Raw genomic sequence first — 15,687 nt, forward strand, 5'->3', positions numbered from 1 at the left:
CCGCCCCAGACCCCGCGCCTCAAACGCCGGCGAGGCTGGATTTTCCAGCCCGTCCGGCGTTTGAGGACCGGGGTCCGGGGCGGAGCCCCGGGGAACGGGCGAAGGGCGGGGAGGGGCAGGCCCCGCAGGGTTAGGCGACCGGGACTGGTTGGGCCGGGGTGTTCGCTTCCGCGGCATCGTGGTTGCCGTACCAGGCGACTGCGACGGCGCCCGTTACCGCAAGGACGAAGCCCAGGACCGCCAGCCAGGCCATGCCGGGTCGGGACGCGTCGCCCAGCCAGAGGACGCCGATCGCTCCGGGGAGCACGGTTTCACCGACCACCAGGGCGGCGGTGGCGCCGTTCACCGAGCCGATCTGGAGCGCCACGGTGTGCAGGTACATGCCGCCGACCCCCGCCAGGACGATGGCGTAGAGGGCCGGGTCGGCGAGGAGCGAGGAGAACGAGAACGGCTCCACGCCGTTCAGGATGCGGACCCCGACGCCCAGCGCGCCGAACGCCAGACCCGACAGTAGGCCCGCCAGGATCGCGGCCCGGGCGCCGAGGAAACGTACCGCCACCGTGCCGCCGACGATGATCAGCACGGTCACCGCCAGGAGCCACCAGTGCGTGGCGGCCGGCGCGTAGTGGCCGCCCTCGTGGCCCGCGGCCGTCGCCAGCAGGACCAGGGCCGCGCAGACGACCCCGATGGAGGTCCATTCCTTCCGGGTCAGCCGGATGCCGAGCATCTTCACGCTCAGCACGGCCGTGATCACCAGGTTGGCGCTGATGACTGTTTGAGAGAGGAAGAGGGGGAGGAGTCGCGCGGCCAGGGCTCCCAGGCCGAAGCCCACGAAGTCCAGGATCGTGCCGACGATGAACTCCCAGGTCATCGCGGCCTTCGCCGTGGAGGTGAGGTTCGGGCCGCCGTGCTGGGTGACCCCCGCGGCAGCCGGCGACATCCGGGCCGCCCGCCGTGAGCCCACGGCTTGCAGGACGGATCCCGTGCCGTAGCAGATGGACGCCGCGATGGCGGTGAGCAGGCCTATGAGCACCCGAGGGCTCCGTTCACGTCTGGCAGGTTTTACGTAGTGCGTACCTCTTCCAGACGTGGAAAAGGGGAGGGAAGTTGCCTGCCGGGGTCAGGTCGTCGAGGTCAGTTCATGGCGGCGAGGGCCGCCGGGACCTCGGACACCGAGTCGACCAGGGCGATCCGGGACTCCATCGACCGGCCGCGGGCCAGCGCCTGGAGCAGCGGCCAGGCCGGCAGCCGTTCGGTCCAGTGGGCGCGGTCGACGAGGACCATCGGGGTGGGCTCGCCCCGGGACGCGTAGTAGTTGGGCGTCGCGTTGTCGAAGATCTCCTGGACCGTGCCCGCCGCGCCCGGAAGGAACACCACGCCCGCGTTGGACCGGGCGAGCAGCCCGTCCTCCCGGGTGGCGTTCGCGAAGTACTTCGCGATGTGCCCGGCGAACGGGTTCGGCGGCTCGTGTCCGTAGAACCAGGTCGGGATGCCCACCGAGTCGCCGCCCGTGACGGACGGCCAGCGTTCCCGTACGGCGAAGGCCGCGCGCGCCCAGTCGGAGACGGACGGGGTGAAGGAGGGGGCCTTGGCCAGCATCCGCAGGGCTTCGGGCAGGGCCTCGTCGGGGGCCGGGGCGAGGTACGCGCCGAGGTTGGCCGCCTCCATCGCGCCGGGGCCGCCGCCGGTGGCCACGGTCAGGCCGGAGCGGGTCAGCGTCCGGCCGAGTTCGGCCGCGCCCCCGTAGGCGTCGCCGCCGCGGGCCATGGCGTGGCCGCCCATCACACCGACCACGCGGGCGCCGGCGAGGTGCTCGTCGAGGGCGTCGGAGATGGCGTCGTCGTGGATGGAGCGCAGCATCGAGGAGTAGATGTCCCCGTCCGCCTTGGTCTCCTGGAACCAGGCGTACGCCTCGGCGTCCGGGGTGGCCTCGTAGCCGTCGGACAGCCCGGTGAAGAGTTCCTCGGCCGTGTAGAGCAGGCCCCGGTACGGGTTGAAGGGCAGGTCGGGGACGGGCGGGAAGACCAGGGCGCCGTCCGCGCGCACCTTGACCGAGGCGTCCGGTTCCATCGCGCAGCCCAGGAAGACCGCCGACGAGGTGTCGGCGGACAGCAGGGCGAAGGTCCGCTCCAGCAGGTTGACCGACTGGATCCGGTACCCGCTGAGCGAGCCGCGGGCCACGACCCGGTCGAATTCGGCGAGGGTCTCGATCTCGGTATCGGTCTCGATGTGTGGGTTGACCATTCGGCCCACCCTAAGGGCTGCCCGTCTCAGCGGGTCAATGCCAGCGACGTCAGCTGTGACACACCCCAGCTGAGCGGCAGGCACACCGCCACCAGCGCGGTGGCCCGTACGGTCGCGGCCGTACGGAGGACCTTGCCCGGGGCTCCGAGCCCGGTCAGGGTCTCGCGGGTGGCGGCCCGTGCCTGGTGGACCTCGACCGCGGAGGTGAGCAGGGTGGCGGCCGCGCACAGGGCCACCAGAGCGGCGGCGGGCGCGGTCAGCGGGCCGAGCGGGACCTGGAGCCCGCCGTGATCGCGCAGGGCCACGGCGCTGAGGGCGCCCGCCCCGACGGCGCACAGGACACCGAGGGGTGCGCCCAGGCGGGGGGCCTCCTCCTGGAGGGCCCGCCCGGCCAGCAGCCTGAGCGCGCCCGGGCGGACGGACTGGACCAGTGCCCCGCAGGCGTAGGCCAGGCCCGGTCCGGCGAGGGCGAGCCCGAGGGCGGTCAGCGCCCAGCCCGCGGGCATGCCGGCTCCGCCGGGGCGGGCGTAGGCCAGCACGGCGAGTCCGCAGGCGGTGAGGGCGATGCCCCAGGGCAGCGCGGTCTGCGGTGCGGGCCGGGGGTGCGGGCGCAGGGCGAGGGCGGTGGCGACCGAGGCGGCCAGCGGCAGCAGGGACAGCAGCGTGAGGGCGGCCGCCACGGGCAGCGGCTGGTCGGCGTGGAGCATCCCGGCCCCGGCCCCGTCGAAGGGCAGCCCGGTCACGTCCCCGCGCAGATGGAGGAAGACGGCCAGGGCGATGGCGCTGCCGAGGGTGCAGGCCACGGCGGTGGAGATCGTCGCGACCAGGGTGAGCCGTACGGGTCCCAGCCCAGCGGCGTCCAGTCCTTCCAGGGGCCGGGTCGCGGGGTCGGTACGGGCCACGGCGACGGCGAACTGGACGGTGACGGCGAGGGGGACCAGGGCCCACAGCAGCTGAGGGAACGATCCGGCGGGCCGGGCGGTGGCCTGCGCGAGCACGTACAGCAGCAGGAAGCCGCTGCCGGCCGAGGCGGCGGCGACGAGCAGCCGGCGCAGCTGTACCAGCGGCCGGGAGCCGCGGGCTAGGCGGAGAGCGAGCACGCGGCCTGGTCCTCCGGGGGCTGGGGGAAGGAGGTCGGGGAGAGTCCGGCCGCGGCTGCCGCGGCGGCCGGTCGGCCGTCGAGCAGGGAGAACCGGCGGTCGGCGACGGCTGCAGTCTCCTCGTCGTGGGTGGCGAGCAGCACGGTGATGCCGTGGGAGCGGGCGGCCGTGGTGAGGGTGCGCAGCAGCAGGGAGCGCTCGGTGCGGTGCAGCGGGGCCGTGGGCTCGTCGGCGAAGACCACGGCGGGAAGGTGCGCGAGGGCGCGGGCGAGGGCGACGCGCTGGGACTCGGCCCGGTTGAGGCAGCCGGGATGCTTGCGGGCGAAGGCTCCGATGTCGAGGCGGTCCAGCCATTCGCAGGCGGCCCGTTTGGCGGTGCGGTGTCCGGCGCCCGCCATCAGCAGCGGCAGCGCGGCGTTCTCCCAGACCCGCAGCTCGGGCAGCAGCCGCGGCTCGGGGCCGATCCAGCCGAAGCGGTCGCGGCGCAGCCGTTCGCGGGCCAGGGTCCCCAGGGTGTGCACGGGGACGCTGTTGAACCAGACCTCGCCCTGTTCGGGCCGCAGCTGTCCCGACAGGCAGCGCAGGAGCGTGGTCTTGCCGCTGCCCCGGGGTCCGGTCAGGGCGAGGATCTCTCCCGCGCGGACGCCGACCGAGACCCCGATGAGGCCCGGCGATCCGCTGTGGGAGTAGTGAAGGGACCGTGCCCAGAGCAGATCGTCCTGGGGCGGGACGTTGTCCGAAGGAGTTCTGTCCGACGGAGCGTTGTCCGGCGGAGCGTTGTCCCGTGGAGCCACCATGGCGTACACCTCCGTCCGGGGGAACGAAGCGGAGCCCGCTTGGTCACTGGCGCCGCAATGAGATGTAAAGAGATGAACGTCTTGGATGGTGACAGCACACGGCCCGGACCCCCGCGTTCTCACTCGAACGGAGGATCCGGGCCGTGTGGTCCGGCAGTTTGCCGCCTGCGGGACGGTGGGAGGACGCGGGCTGGTTAGAGCTTGGTCCAGGCCTCGGTGAGCACGCGGCGCAGGATTCCCTCGATCTCGTCGAAGGTGCCCTGGTCGGCGGTCAGCGGCGGGGCCAGCTGGATGACCGGGTCCCCACGGTCGTCGGCGCGGCAGTACAGGCCGTTCTCGAAGAGCGCCTTCGAGAGGAAGCCGTAGAGCACGCGCTCGGTCTCCTCGTCCGTGAAGGACTCCTTGGTGACCTTGTCCTTGACGAGCTCGATGCCGTAGAAGTAGCCGTTGCCGCGGACGTCGCCGACGATCGGCAGGTCGTGCAGCTTCTCCAGCGTCGAGCGGAAGGCGTCCTCGTTGTCCAGCACGTGCTGGTTGAGGCCTTCCTTGTCGAAGATGTCGAGGTTGGCGAGCGCCACCGCGGAGGACACCGGGTGTCCGCCGAAGGTGTAGCCGTGCAGGAAGGTGTTGTCACCCTTGTAGAACGGCTCGGCGAGCCGGTCCGAGATGATGCAGGCACCGATCGGGGAGTAGCCCGAGGTCATGCCCTTCGCACAGGTGATCATGTCCGGGATGTAGTCGAACTTGTCACAGGCGAACATCGTGCCCAGACGGCCGAAGGCGCAGATCGTCTCGTCGGAGACGAGCAGCACGTCGTACTCGTCGCAGATCTCGCGGACCCGCTGGAAGTACCCGGGCGGCGGCGGGAAGCAGCCACCGGCGTTCTGCACCGGCTCCAGGAAGACGGCGGCGACGGTGTCGGCGCCCTCGAACAGGATCTCCTGCTCGATCTGGTCGGCGCACCAGCGGCCGTAGGCCTCCGGGTCGTCGCCGAAGATCGGGGCGCGGTAGATGTTGGTGTTCGGCACCTTGTGCGCACCGGGAACCAGCGGCTCGAAGGGGGCCTTCAGGGCCGGCAGGCCGGTGATCGACAGGGCGCCCTGCGGGGTGCCGTGGTAGGCGACCGCACGCGAGATGACCTTGTACTTGGTGTGCTTGCCCTGAAGCTTGAAGTACTGCTTGGCAAGCTTCCAGGCGGTCTCGACGGCCTCGCCGCCACCGGTGGTGAAGAAGACCTTGTTCAGGTCGCCCGGGGCGTAGTGCGCGAGGCGCTCGGCCAGCTCGACGGCCTTGGGGTGCGCGTACGACCAGATGGGGAAGAAGGCGAGTTCCTGGGCCTGCTTGTACGCGACCTCGGCCAGTTCCTTGCGGCCGTGACCGGCGTTGACCACGAACAGTCCGGCGAGACCGTCGAGGTAGCGCTTGCCCTTGTCGTCGAAGATGTAGGTGCCCTCGCCGCGCACGATGGTGGGTACGGGCGAGTTCTCGTACGACGACATGCGGGTGAAGTGCATCCACAGGTGGTCGTAGGCGGTCTTGGAGAGGTCCTGGCTCACGGCTATCGCGTTCCCCACATGTAGGTCTGCTTCTTCAGCTTCAGGTAAACGAAGCTTTCGGTTGATCGCACGCCGGGGAGCGCGCGGATCTTCTTGTTGATCGTTTCCAGCAGGTGGTCGTCGTCCTCGCAGACGATTTCCACCATCAGGTCGAACGAGCCCGCGGTCATCACCACGTACTCGCACTCGGCCATCGCGGTCAGCGCGTCGGCCACCGGGTCGAGGTCTCCCTCGACGTTGATGCCGACCATCGCCTGGCGCCGGAGCCCCACGGTGAGCGGGTCGGTGACGGCGACGATCTGCATGACGCCCTGGTCGAGCAGCTTCTGTACTCGCTGGCGCACCGCTGCCTCGGACAGGCCTACGGCCTTGCCGATCGCCGCATAAGGACGACGACCGTCCTCTTGCAGTTGCTCGATGATCGCCAGGGACACAGCATCGACCGAAGGGGACGGTTGTCTGTTCCTGGAATCTGCGCTTCGACTGACCACGACCTCACTGTGCACGAGGAGTCGTCTGTTCCGCAAGGCGAGAACGATGTAATTCGTTGTTTCGGGAGTCAGATCTCACCGATTCCGTAGTTCGTGATGTGTGGGCCTGTCGAAAACGGCGTCTGAGACGCTAGGCTTGGTAGCTGTCTCAACCATTGGACATGTGATCACAGGAGTGTGGCTGTAGTGACCACCGAACTGCGTCGTCTGCGCAACTACATCGGCGGGGAGTTCAAGGACGCCGCCGACGGGCGGACCACCGAGGTGGTCAACCCCGCCACGGGCGAGGCGTACGCGACTGCTCCCCTCTCCGGCCAGGCGGACGTCGACGCCGCCATGGCCGCGGCCGCGGCCGCCTTCCCGGCCTGGCGCGACGCGACCCCCTCCGAGCGCCAGAAGGCCCTGCTGAAGATCGCGGACGCCTTCGAGGCGCGCGCGGAGGAGCTGGTCGCCACCGAGTCGGAGAACACGGGCAAGCCGCTGGGCCTCACGGCCAGCGAGGAGCTGCCGCCGATGGTGGACCAGATCCGCTTCTTCGCCGGCGCCGCCCGCCTGCTCGAGGGCCGTTCGGCCGGCGAGTACATGGAGGGAATGACCTCGATCGTCCGCCGTGAGCCGGTCGGCGTCTGCGCCCAGGTCGCGCCGTGGAACTACCCGATGATGATGGCCGTCTGGAAGTTCGCCCCGGCCCTGGCCGCGGGCAACACCGTGGTCCTCAAGCCCTCGGACACCACCCCGGCCTCCACCATCCTGATGGCGGAGATCATCGGCGACATCCTGCCCAAGGGCGTCTTCAACGTCGTCTGCGGCGACCGCGACACCGGCCGTGCCATGGTCGAGCACTCCACCCCGGCGATGGCCTCCATCACCGGCTCGGTGCGCGCGGGCATGCAGGTCGCGGAGAGCGCCTCCAAGGACGTCAAGCGCGTCCACCTGGAGCTCGGTGGCAAGGCCCCCGTCGTGGTCTTCGCGGACGCCGACATCGCCAAGGCCGCCGAGGACATCGCGGTCGCGGGCTTCTTCAACGCCGGCCAGGACTGCACCGCGGCCTGTCGCGTACTGGTCCACGAGTCGATCCACGACGAGTTCGTCGCGGCGCTGGCCAAGAACGCGGCCGACACCAAGACCGGGCAGCCGGACGACGAGGACGTGCTCTACGGTCCGCTGAACAACCCGAACCAGCTGAAGCAGGTCGCGGGCTTCATCGAGCGGCTCCCCGCCCACGCCAAGGTCGAGGCGGGCGGCCACCAGGTCGGCGAGAAGGGCTACTTCTACGCCCCGACCGTGGTCTCCGGCCTCAAGCAGGACGACGAGATCATCCAGAACGAGGTCTTCGGCCCCGTCATCACGGTCCAGTCCTTCACGGACGAGGACCAGGCTCTGGCGTACGCGAACGACGTCGAGTTCGCCCTCGCCTCGTCCGTGTGGACCAAGGACCACGGCCGCGCGATGCGGATGTCCAAGAACCTCGACTTCGGCTGCGTGTGGATCAACACCCACATCCCGCTCGTCGCCGAGATGCCCCACGGCGGATACAAGAAGTCCGGCTACGGCAAGGACCTCTCCGCCTACGGCTTCGAGGACTACACGCGCATCAAGCACGTCATGACCTCGCTCGACGGCTGACCGTAGGCCGGGCGGGCGGCCGGTCGGCCGCCGCATCGACCAGGTCACAGCCTTGAAGGGGCGGGTAGTAGACAACATGTCTATTGCCCGCCCTTTGGCGTTCCACCAGGCTCTGTCCATGCCTGAACTCGCCTTTTCCCGCCGCGCGGCGCTGCGCGGCCTCGGTGCCGCGGGCCTGCTGGCCGGCCTCACCGGCTGTGGTGTCCCGGCCGCGTACGTCCCCGAGAGCCGGCGGGAGGGGCGGGACCGGTCCGAGAGCGACCGGAGCGTCTCCTTCTCCAACTGGCCCCTCTACATCGACACCGACGAAGAGGACGAGAGCAGGCGTCCGACACTGGACGCCTTCGCGGAGAAGACCGGCATCGAGGTCCGGTACACCGAGGAGATCAACGACAACGACGAGTTCTTCGGCAAGATCAGTCCGGCGCTGATGAACCACCAGCAGACCGGCCACGACGTGGTCGTGGTCAGCGACTGGATGGCCGCCCGCTTCGTCCACCTGGGCTGGGCCCAGAAGATGGACCGCTCGGCGCAGGCGAACGTGTCGAAGTACCTGGACCCGCAGCTGCGCTCGCCCGCCTTCGACGAGGGCCGGCTGCACACCGTGCCCTGGCAGTCGGGGATCACCGGCATCGCCTACAACCGCAAGGCGCTCGGCCGGGAGATCAAGTCCGTCCAGGACCTGTGGCACCCGGACCTGGCCGGCAAGGTCACGCTCTTCTCCGGTCTGGACGAGTCCTTCTCCCTGCTGATGCAGGGCAACGGGGCCGACGTGACCCGGTGGACCGAAACCGACTTCCACCGGATGTGCGACCAGGTGGAGAGCATGGTGAAGAAGAAGCACATCCGCCGCTTCACCGGCAACGACTACACCTCCGACCTGAGCAAGGGCGACGTGCTGGCCTGCCAGGCCTACTCCGGGGACGCGATCCAGCTCCAGGCCGACAACCCCGACATCGAGTTCGTGGTCCCCGAGGAAGGGGGCGAACTCTGGGCGGAGAGCCTGCTCATCCCCAACCTGGCTCCGCGCAAGGCCAATGCCGAAGCGCTGATCGACTTCTACTACGACCCGGAGATGGCCGCGCTGCTCGCCGCCTCCGTCAACTACGTCTGCCCGGTCCCGGCCGCCCGCGAGGTGCTGGCCGCCTCGGACGATCAGGAGACCGCCGAACTGGCCGAGAACCCGCTGATCTTCCCCGACGAGGACATGCGCAAGCGGCTCGTCGTGGCCCGCGACATCTCCTCCGCCGAGCGCTCTTCCTTCGCCAAGCGCTGGAACGGCATCGTCGGGCTCTGATCACGACCCTGCGGCGGAACTGAACATGTTCAGCAATTGTGCTGAACATGTTCAGAAAGCTGGGTAGGCTCCCTTCCATGAGCGAGAGAAGCGCCCTTCTGCGGCGGATCCGTGCCTGGCTTGCCCTGTTCCTCGTCTGCCTCGTGCTGAGCGGACTCACCGCCTTCCCGTTGGTGAGCGAACTCCACTGGGCCAACGCCCTGGTGGACAACGAGTGGTTGCGACGTGTGGGCGACGGGCTCGAACGGGCGGACTCCGACTACCCCTTCCTCCTCTACGGCACCGACTGGCTCGCCTTCGCCCACCTGGTGATCGCCGTCTTCTTCTACGGAGTCCACCGGGACCCGGTCCGCAACATCTGGATCGTCGAGGCCGGCATGATCGCCTGTGCCGGCATCATTCCGCTGGCCCTGATCTGCGGGCCCATCCGGGGCATCCCCGTCTGGTGGTCGGTGATCGACATGTCGTTCGGCGTCTTCGGGGTCATCCCGCTGCTGATCCTGCGCCGCATGATCAAGCGGCTGGAGGCCATGCCCGACGCCGAACCCGGGTTGATGCCCGACGCCGAACCCGCCGTGGTGCCCGTACCGGCTACTTAGCCATGGCCGCGGCGACTATCGCGCCCGCCACCCGGTTCGGCTCCTCGCTCTTGGCGTCCTTGGAGTTGATCGTGTAGACCACGAGCCGCGACCCGTCCTTGGCTCCGCCGATCCCGGCGCTGTAGCCGGGGCGGGCGCCCGTCTTGCCGTAGACCTCGGTGCCGTCCGGGAGGACCAGCCGCTGCATTCCCGCCGTGCGCGAAGCGGGCTGGGTGGTGCCGAAGTCGAAGACCTCCGGGACGGTGAACATCTCCTCCAGCTGCCGCTTGGGCACGATCCGCCCCGCGAACAGCGCCTGGGTGAAACGCTCCAGGTCCGCCGTCGAGGAGATGATGTCGCCCGCGGCCCAGCGGTCGGACTGGTTCCACACGGTGACGTCGCGCAGTTCCGTGGTCCCGTCGGCCAACGGCACCGCCTGGTAACCGGTGTTGTGCCGACCGGGGATCCCCGTCTGGGTCCGGCCGGGGAAGGAGGTCTGGCGCAGGCCCAGCGGCCGCAGGATCCGCTGCCCGACCGCCTTCTCGTACGTCGTGCCGGTCACCCTCTCGATCAGGACGCCCAGCAGGGTGTAGTTGATGTTCTGGTAGTGCTGGAACTCGCCGGGCCGGGACTCCGGCCCCTTCGCCAGGGCGTTCGCGATCTGCGCGTGCGGGTCGATCACGTCGAAGCGGTGGTCCCACTGGGCCTGGAAGGTGTCGCCCGGCCCGTCCGCGAACCGGATGCCGCTCGTGTAGTTCAGCAGCTGGCGCACCGAGATCGGCTCGAAGGTGTCGGGGAAGGTGCCCGGCAGGTACTCCTGGATCGAGCGGTCGAGATCGATCCGGCGCTCGGCCGCCAGCTGGAGCACCGTCGCCGCCGTGAAGGTCTTGGTCACCGAACCGGCCCGGAACCGGCCGTCGGAGATCGCCGCCGCCCCGGTGCGGACGTCCGAGACGCCCGAGCTGCCCCGCCACTCGCCCGCCGGGCCGCTCACCCGGACCGCCGCGGCGGTGGCGTACTTGTGATCGGCGCCGAGTCCCGCGATCGACTGTTCCAGAGCCGCCGCGTTCGGCGGGGTCGAGATCAGCGGCGCGGGCTTCTGCGCCGAGGCCGAGGCCGGGGCCGAGACCGGGGCCGGGGCCGGTGCCCCCGCCGCGCCGGCCTGCGCGGCGGCGGCCGGTCCGGCCGCGACGCCCAGGACCAGGGCGGTGGCGATCAGTGTGCGGGTCGCTCGGTTCATGGTGGGATCCCCCTGTCGGCTCTCCGGGCGACTTCCGCCCCGATGACCTCAATGTTGCTGGTCACAGGGGTAGTTGCGGATCACCACCGAGAGGGGTCTTTGCCGGTACGACAACTCACCACCGAGAGCGAGGAGATCCCCCTCGTCTCACTCCCCAGAGGGAGATACCGGAGAGCCAGCCGCGATCAGACCCGTCTCGTACGCGCAGATCACCGCCTGGATCCGGTCCCGCAGCCCCAGCTTCGACAGCACGTTGCCCACATGCGATTTGACCGTGTGCTCGCTCACCATCAGCTCCAGCGCGAGCTCCGCGTTCGACAGCCCCCGCCCCAGGTGCAGCAGCGTCTCCCGCTCCCGGGCCGTCAGCACCTCCAGCCGCTGCGCGGACAGCGCCTCCCCGGCCGCCGGCCGGGCCGTCGCCGCCGTGTACTCCGCGATCAGCCGCCGGGCCACCGAAGGCGCCAGCAAGGACTCGCCCGCCGCCACCACCCGTACGGCGTGCACCAGATCGTCCCGCCGCACGTCCTTGAGCAGGAACCCGCTGGCCCCCGCGTGCAGCGCCTCGTACACGTACTCGTCCGAGTCGAAGGTCGTCAGCATCACCGTCCGGCAGGCACTCGTCCCCGAGATCTCCCGGCACGCCTCGATCCCGTCCAGCACCGGCATCCGGATGTCCAGCAGCGCCACGTCGGGCGCGAGGGACCGTACCGCCGCGACCGCCGCCGCCCCGTCCCCGACCTCCGCCACCACCTCGATGTCCTCCTGCACGTCCAGGATCATCGCGAAGCCGCTGCGCACCAGTTCCTGGTCGTCGGCCACCACCACACGGATCGTCACTTCCCCACCTCCGCGCCCGACGTTACAAGCACCACCCGCACCTCGAAGCCGGTGCCGTCCGGACCGGGCCCCGTCCGGGCCGTGCCCCCGTGAGCGGCGGCCCGCTCCCGGATCCCGATCAGGCCGTGCCCACCCTGTCGCGCCCGCGGCAGGGAACCTGCACCCGCATCCGCACCCGCAGCAGCCCCCGGACCCCGCCCGTCGTCCGTGACCGTCACCGTGAGGTCCCGCTCCCCGTACTCCAGGCGCACGGCCACCGCCGATGCCCCGGCGTGCTTGACCACATTGGTCAGGGCCTCCTGCACCACCCGGTGCACCGTGGCCTCCAGCGCCGCCGGCAGGGCGCGCACCGAGCCCGTGCGCTCGTAGAGCACCTCCGGCCCGCTGCCCCGGACCCGCTCCAGCAGTCCCGCCAGCTCCCCGATCCCGGGCTGCGGGGAGCGCGGCGCCGCCTCGTCCGTGCGCAGCACCCCCAGCATCGTGCGCAGCTGGGCCATCGCGTCCCGGCCGGTCTCCGCGATCGCCTCGAACGCGGCCTCGGCCCGCTCGGGGGCCCTGCGTACGGCCACCGGACCTGCCTCCGCCTGCACGATCATGATGCTGACCGCGTGCGAGAGGATGTCGTGCATCTCCCGTGCGATCCGGGCCCGTTCGCGGGCGGCCGCCTGCTCCGCCTCGATCCGGTTGGCCCGCTCCAGCTGGGCGGCCCGGTCCAGGAGCGCGGCCGTGTACGCCTGCCGGGTGTGCTGCAGGCGCCCCAGCGCGTACGCGGCGCCGGAGACGAAGAAGGTGAAGAGCAGCTCGCGCGCGGTCCCGGTGTTCCAGTACACCGACAGGACGACCGTGAGGACCGTCAGCCCGCCCACCGTCAGCCGCACCCGGGCCGTGCACTGCAGGGCGACCGTGTAGAAGGCGATCAGCCCCGCGTACGGAAGCGGCTGCCCCGGGCCGTTCCCCGCCAGGTTGTACACGCCGCCGACCGCCAGGATCGCGACCAGCACCGTCACCGGAGCCCGCCGCCGCCACACCAGCGGCAGCACGCCGAGCGTGGTCATCGCGTACGAGGCCCAGTCCGCGGGCGGCAGTTCGGCCGACCGGGGCACCACGAAGGGCATCGTGACGGCCAGTTGCACCAGCAGCGTCAGCCCCAGGTCCTGCCGGCGCGGCCCGGCCCGCCGGATCCACGCCCCGAGCTCCCCCCAGGCACGCTTCACCCATCGAGCGCGGCTCACCGGCCGAGCTCGGCCCGTACGGCTCCCAGCGCGTCCACCCGGTTCGTCGTGACGGAGTCCACCCCGGCCCTGATCAGCGCGCGCATCGCCCGCTTGGTGTCCGGGGTCCAGGCCGACACCAGCAGGCCGTCCCGGTGCAGGGCGTCCACCAGCTCCGGGCCGACCAGCCCGAAGCGGTAGTTGAGCCAGGTCGGGGCCACCGCGTCGATCAGCACCCGGCGCGGGGGAGCCAGGGTGGTCCACGTCAGCGCGATCTCAGCGCCCGGATCGGCGGCGCGCACCGCCAGCATGGTGGCCGGACCCGCGCAGTAGTACGTGCGGTCACGGGCCCCGCACTCGCGGACCTGACCGACGACGGTCCGCACGGTCTCGGCGGTCGCACCCGGCAGGTCGACCATGACCCGGCCCGCGCCGGCCGCCATCAGGGCGTCGCGCAGGGTCGGGACACCGCCGTCCGTCAGCTCCTTCAGCTGCGGGGCCGTGACGTCTTCGAGCCGTACGTCATGGCCCCACAGCCGCTGGAGGTCCTCGTCGTGGAGCAGTACGGGGACCCCGTCGCGGGTCATCCGTACGTCGATCTCCACCGCGTCCGCACCCCGGTCGAAGGCGGAGCGGATCGAGGGCAGGGTGTTCTCGCGGACGCGGTAGGGATCCCCGCGGTGGCCTACGGCAGTCAGGGTGCGCATGCACCCATTCTGCGCAACCGTCAGGAAGCCAGCCAGGCGGAGGTGTACGTGTCGATCTCCGCGGTGAGCTGCGCCTTGCCGGCCGGGTCGAGGAAGGAGGCCTCGACGGCGTTCTTCGCGAGCTGGGCCAGGCCGCGCTCGTCGAGGTCGAGCAGGCGGGCGGCCACCGCGTACTCGTTGTTGAGGTCGGAGCCGAACATCGGCGGGTCGTCGCTGTTGATGGTGACGAGCACGCCGGCGGCCACCATCTCCTTGATCGGGTGCTCGTCGAGGGTGGCGACGGCGCGGGTGGCGATGTTGGAGGTGGGGCAGACCTCCAGCGCGATGCGGTGCTCGGCGAGGTAGGCGAGCAGCTCCGGGTCCCGGGTGGAGCTGGTGCCGTGGCCGATGCGCTCGGCGCCCAGCTCGCGGATCGCGTCCCAGATGGTCTCGGGCCCGGTGGTCTCACCGGCGTGCGGCACGCTGTGCAGTCCGGCGGCGCGGGCGGCGTCGAAGTACGGCTTGAACTGCGGGCGCGGGACCCCGACCTCCGGGCCGCCCAGGCCGAAGGAGACCAGGCCCTCGGGGCGCAGGTCCAGGGCGAGGCGCGCGGTCTCCGCGGCGGCTTCCTCGCCGGCCTCGCCGGGGATGTCGAAGCACCAGCGCAGGATCACGCCGAGCTCGGTCTCGGCGGCCTTGCGGGCGTCCTCGATGGCCTCCATGAAGGCCTTCTCGTCGATCCCGCGGCGGGTGGAGGAGTACGGGGTGATCGTGAGCTCGGCGTACCGGATGTTCTGCCGGGCCATGTCGCGGGCGATCTCGAAGGTGAGGTGGCGCACGTCGTCGGGGGTGCGGACCAGGTCGACGACGGAGAGGTAGACCTCGATGAAGTGCGCGAAGTCGGTGAAGGTGAAGTAGTCGGCGATGGCCTCGGGGTCCGTGGGGACCTTGGAGTCGGGGTGCCGGGAGGCGAGTTCGGCGACGATGCGGGGGGAGGCCGAGCCGACGTGGTGGACGTGCAGTTCGGCCTTGGGCAGCCCCGCGATGAAGGGGTGCAGGTCGGGCATGAGGGTGCCTCCGAAGGGCGCGTGCGGATGGAACGGGCTTCATCGTAGGCAGGAACCGCACCGTCGAAGGGGCCTGTCGGAGGGAGCGCTTAGCATGGCCGTACGAGAGGGGGGCGCCGTATGACCGATCAGAGCCCCGAGTCGCGAGACCCCTGGGCGCTGCCGGAGCAGCCCGCGGTCGATCTGGGCAAACAGCAGGGCGGGGCGGGTGCGCCGGGTGCGCCGGGGGTGCACGACCAGCAGACCGTGGCGGGGATGCCCGGCGCCGGAGGCATACCCGCGGGCACGCCGGTGCCCGCACCCCAGCCCGGGCAGGCGCCCGGGGCGACGCCCGCCTACGGCTACCCGGCGCAGCCGGATCCGGCCGGGTACGGCTACCCGGCCCAGCCGGGCGCGCCGCAGGCCCCGTACGGCGGCCACCCCGCCCACCAAGGCGCCCCGCAGCCGTCCTACGGCGGCCAGCCGGGCTATCCCGGGTATCCGGGGTACCCCGGATACCCGGGATACCGGCCCATGAGCAACGGCTTCGGCATCACCGCGCTCGTCCTCGGGATCATCGCCGTGGTCAGCTGCTACCTCGGCCTGCTCTTCGGCGTCCCGGCCGTCATCTTCGGCGTACTGGCCCGCGGCAAGGCCAAGCGCGGCGAGGCCGACAACGGGGGCATGGCGCTGGCCGGCATCATCACCGGCGCGGTCGGCATCGTGATCAGCTGCCTGACCATCGTGCTGTTCATCGTCATAGGCATCACGTCCGACGGCTCCGACTCCGACTACGACTCGGACTTCTCGTCCCCGTACGAGAACACGCAGGTCCTCCACCGCGGTTGATCCGCACGGCGGGAACGGCGGAAGGGGGGGGGGGGGGGGAGGACGGTGCCCCCCCCGACCCTCCCCCCGCCTCTCCGATGCGCGAGGTCCGCTTCTCCGCCCTCTTCTCCCCCCCCGTCTCCTCCCGCA

15 protein-coding genes are annotated in these 15,687 nt (G+C 70.9%); 4 read left to right on the forward strand and 11 right to left on the reverse strand.

Features of this window, described 5'->3' with window-relative positions; genetic code table 11:
* Positions 1-130: 130 nt before the first annotated feature.
* From ACFRU2_RS38015 to ACFRU2_RS38040, 6 genes are all read right to left on the reverse strand, one after another.
* Positions 131-1,033 (reverse strand): hypothetical protein, encoded by a 903-nt coding sequence (locus ACFRU2_RS38015; protein ID WP_382980890.1) that lies wholly within the window; start codon positions 1,031-1,033, stop codon positions 131-133.
* Between the two features lie 101 nt (positions 1,034-1,134).
* Entirely contained in the window at positions 1,135-2,244 is a 1,110-nt protein-coding gene (locus tag ACFRU2_RS38020) for an LOG family protein (RefSeq protein WP_382980891.1), read from the reverse strand.
* Positions 2,245-2,270: 26 nt separating this feature from the next.
* Positions 2,271-3,344, reverse strand: a complete 1,074-nt coding sequence (locus tag ACFRU2_RS38025) for a hypothetical protein (RefSeq protein ID WP_382980892.1) — start codon at positions 3,342-3,344, stop codon at positions 2,271-2,273.
* Positions 3,326-4,141, reverse strand: coding sequence for an ABC transporter ATP-binding protein (locus ACFRU2_RS38030; protein WP_382980893.1), 816 nt, complete (start codon positions 4,139-4,141; stop codon positions 3,326-3,328). Before ACFRU2_RS38030 ends, ACFRU2_RS38025 begins: the two co-directional genes overlap by 19 nt.
* 194 nt (positions 4,142-4,335) lie before the next feature.
* Positions 4,336-5,715, reverse strand: a complete 1,380-nt coding sequence (locus ACFRU2_RS38035; protein ID WP_382980894.1) for an aspartate aminotransferase family protein — start codon at positions 5,713-5,715, stop codon at positions 4,336-4,338.
* Positions 5,700-6,203, reverse strand: a complete 504-nt coding sequence (locus ACFRU2_RS38040) for an Lrp/AsnC family transcriptional regulator (protein WP_073910973.1) — start codon at positions 6,201-6,203, stop codon at positions 5,700-5,702. The genes ACFRU2_RS38035 and ACFRU2_RS38040 overlap by 16 nt, the downstream gene beginning before the upstream one ends.
* 171 nt (positions 6,204-6,374) lie before the next feature.
* On the opposite strand from ACFRU2_RS38040, the gene ACFRU2_RS38045 reads away from it, so the two are divergent.
* The 3 genes from ACFRU2_RS38045 (at position 6,375) to ACFRU2_RS38055 (ending at position 9,710) form a co-directional block, all read left to right on the forward strand.
* Positions 6,375-7,814: a gamma-aminobutyraldehyde dehydrogenase gene (locus ACFRU2_RS38045; RefSeq protein WP_382980895.1), complete on the forward strand. Its 1,440-nt coding sequence runs from the start codon at positions 6,375-6,377 to the stop codon at positions 7,812-7,814.
* A gap of 118 nt (positions 7,815-7,932) precedes the next feature.
* Positions 7,933-9,111: a spermidine/putrescine ABC transporter substrate-binding protein gene (locus ACFRU2_RS38050; protein ID WP_382980896.1), complete on the forward strand. Its 1,179-nt coding sequence runs from the start codon at positions 7,933-7,935 to the stop codon at positions 9,109-9,111.
* 77 nt (positions 9,112-9,188) lie between these two features.
* Positions 9,189-9,710, forward strand: coding sequence for a hypothetical protein (locus ACFRU2_RS38055; protein WP_382980897.1), 522 nt, complete (start codon positions 9,189-9,191; stop codon positions 9,708-9,710).
* On the opposite strand, the gene ACFRU2_RS38060 is transcribed toward ACFRU2_RS38055, so the two are convergent.
* From ACFRU2_RS38060 to ACFRU2_RS38080, 5 genes are all read right to left on the reverse strand, one after another.
* Positions 9,703-10,929, reverse strand: coding sequence for a serine hydrolase domain-containing protein (locus tag ACFRU2_RS38060; protein ID WP_382980898.1), 1,227 nt, complete (start codon positions 10,927-10,929; stop codon positions 9,703-9,705). The two genes, ACFRU2_RS38055 and ACFRU2_RS38060, sit on opposite strands and share 8 nt — an antisense overlap.
* A 147-nt stretch (positions 10,930-11,076) precedes the next feature.
* The gene (locus ACFRU2_RS38065) at positions 11,077-11,766 is read right to left on the reverse strand and encodes a response regulator (RefSeq protein ID WP_382980899.1); all 690 of its coding nucleotides are present in this window, start codon (positions 11,764-11,766) and stop codon (positions 11,077-11,079) included.
* Positions 11,763-12,980 (reverse strand): sensor histidine kinase, encoded by a 1,218-nt coding sequence (locus ACFRU2_RS38070; protein WP_382980900.1) that lies wholly within the window; start codon positions 12,978-12,980, stop codon positions 11,763-11,765. The genes ACFRU2_RS38065 and ACFRU2_RS38070 overlap by 4 nt, the downstream gene beginning before the upstream one ends.
* A 14-nt stretch (positions 12,981-12,994) precedes the next feature.
* The gene (locus ACFRU2_RS38075) at positions 12,995-13,684 is read right to left on the reverse strand and encodes a glycerophosphodiester phosphodiesterase (RefSeq protein WP_382980901.1); all 690 of its coding nucleotides are present in this window, start codon (positions 13,682-13,684) and stop codon (positions 12,995-12,997) included.
* Positions 13,685-13,704: 20 nt separating this feature from the next.
* A complete protein-coding gene (locus tag ACFRU2_RS38080; RefSeq protein ID WP_382980902.1) occupies positions 13,705-14,730 on the reverse strand; it encodes an adenosine deaminase in 1,026 nt (341 codons plus the stop codon).
* Positions 14,731-14,850: 120 nt separating this feature from the next.
* Between ACFRU2_RS38080 and ACFRU2_RS38085 the strand changes: the two genes are divergently transcribed.
* Positions 14,851-15,558, forward strand: coding sequence for a DUF4190 domain-containing protein (locus ACFRU2_RS38085; RefSeq protein ID WP_382980903.1), 708 nt, complete (start codon positions 14,851-14,853; stop codon positions 15,556-15,558).
* The last annotated feature ends 129 nt before the right edge of the window (positions 15,559-15,687 follow it).

This window comes from Streptomyces sp. NPDC056883 (assembly GCF_042788835.1).
Classification (GTDB): domain Bacteria; phylum Actinomycetota; class Actinomycetes; order Streptomycetales; family Streptomycetaceae; genus Streptomyces; species Streptomyces stoeckheimensis.

Coding starts and splice junctions, on each gene's coding strand:
- ACFRU2_RS38060 (WP_382980898.1), bottom strand. CDS start 10,929: ATGAACCGAGCGACCCGCACACTGATCGCCACCGCCCTGGTCCTGGGC.
- ACFRU2_RS38080 (WP_382980902.1), bottom strand. CDS start 14,730: ATGCCCGACCTGCACCCCTTCATCGCGGGGCTGCCCAAGGCCGAACTG.
- ACFRU2_RS38020 (WP_382980891.1), bottom strand. CDS start 2,244: ATGGTCAACCCACACATCGAGACCGATACCGAGATCGAGACCCTCGCC.
- ACFRU2_RS38050 (WP_382980896.1), top strand. CDS start 7,933: ATGCCTGAACTCGCCTTTTCCCGCCGCGCGGCGCTGCGCGGCCTCGGT.
- ACFRU2_RS38075 (WP_382980901.1), bottom strand. CDS start 13,684: ATGCGCACCCTGACTGCCGTAGGCCACCGCGGGGATCCCTACCGCGTC.
- ACFRU2_RS38055 (WP_382980897.1), top strand. CDS start 9,189: ATGAGCGAGAGAAGCGCCCTTCTGCGGCGGATCCGTGCCTGGCTTGCC.
- ACFRU2_RS38085 (WP_382980903.1), top strand. CDS start 14,851: ATGACCGATCAGAGCCCCGAGTCGCGAGACCCCTGGGCGCTGCCGGAG.
- ACFRU2_RS38030 (WP_382980893.1), bottom strand. CDS start 4,141: ATGGTGGCTCCACGGGACAACGCTCCGCCGGACAACGCTCCGTCGGAC.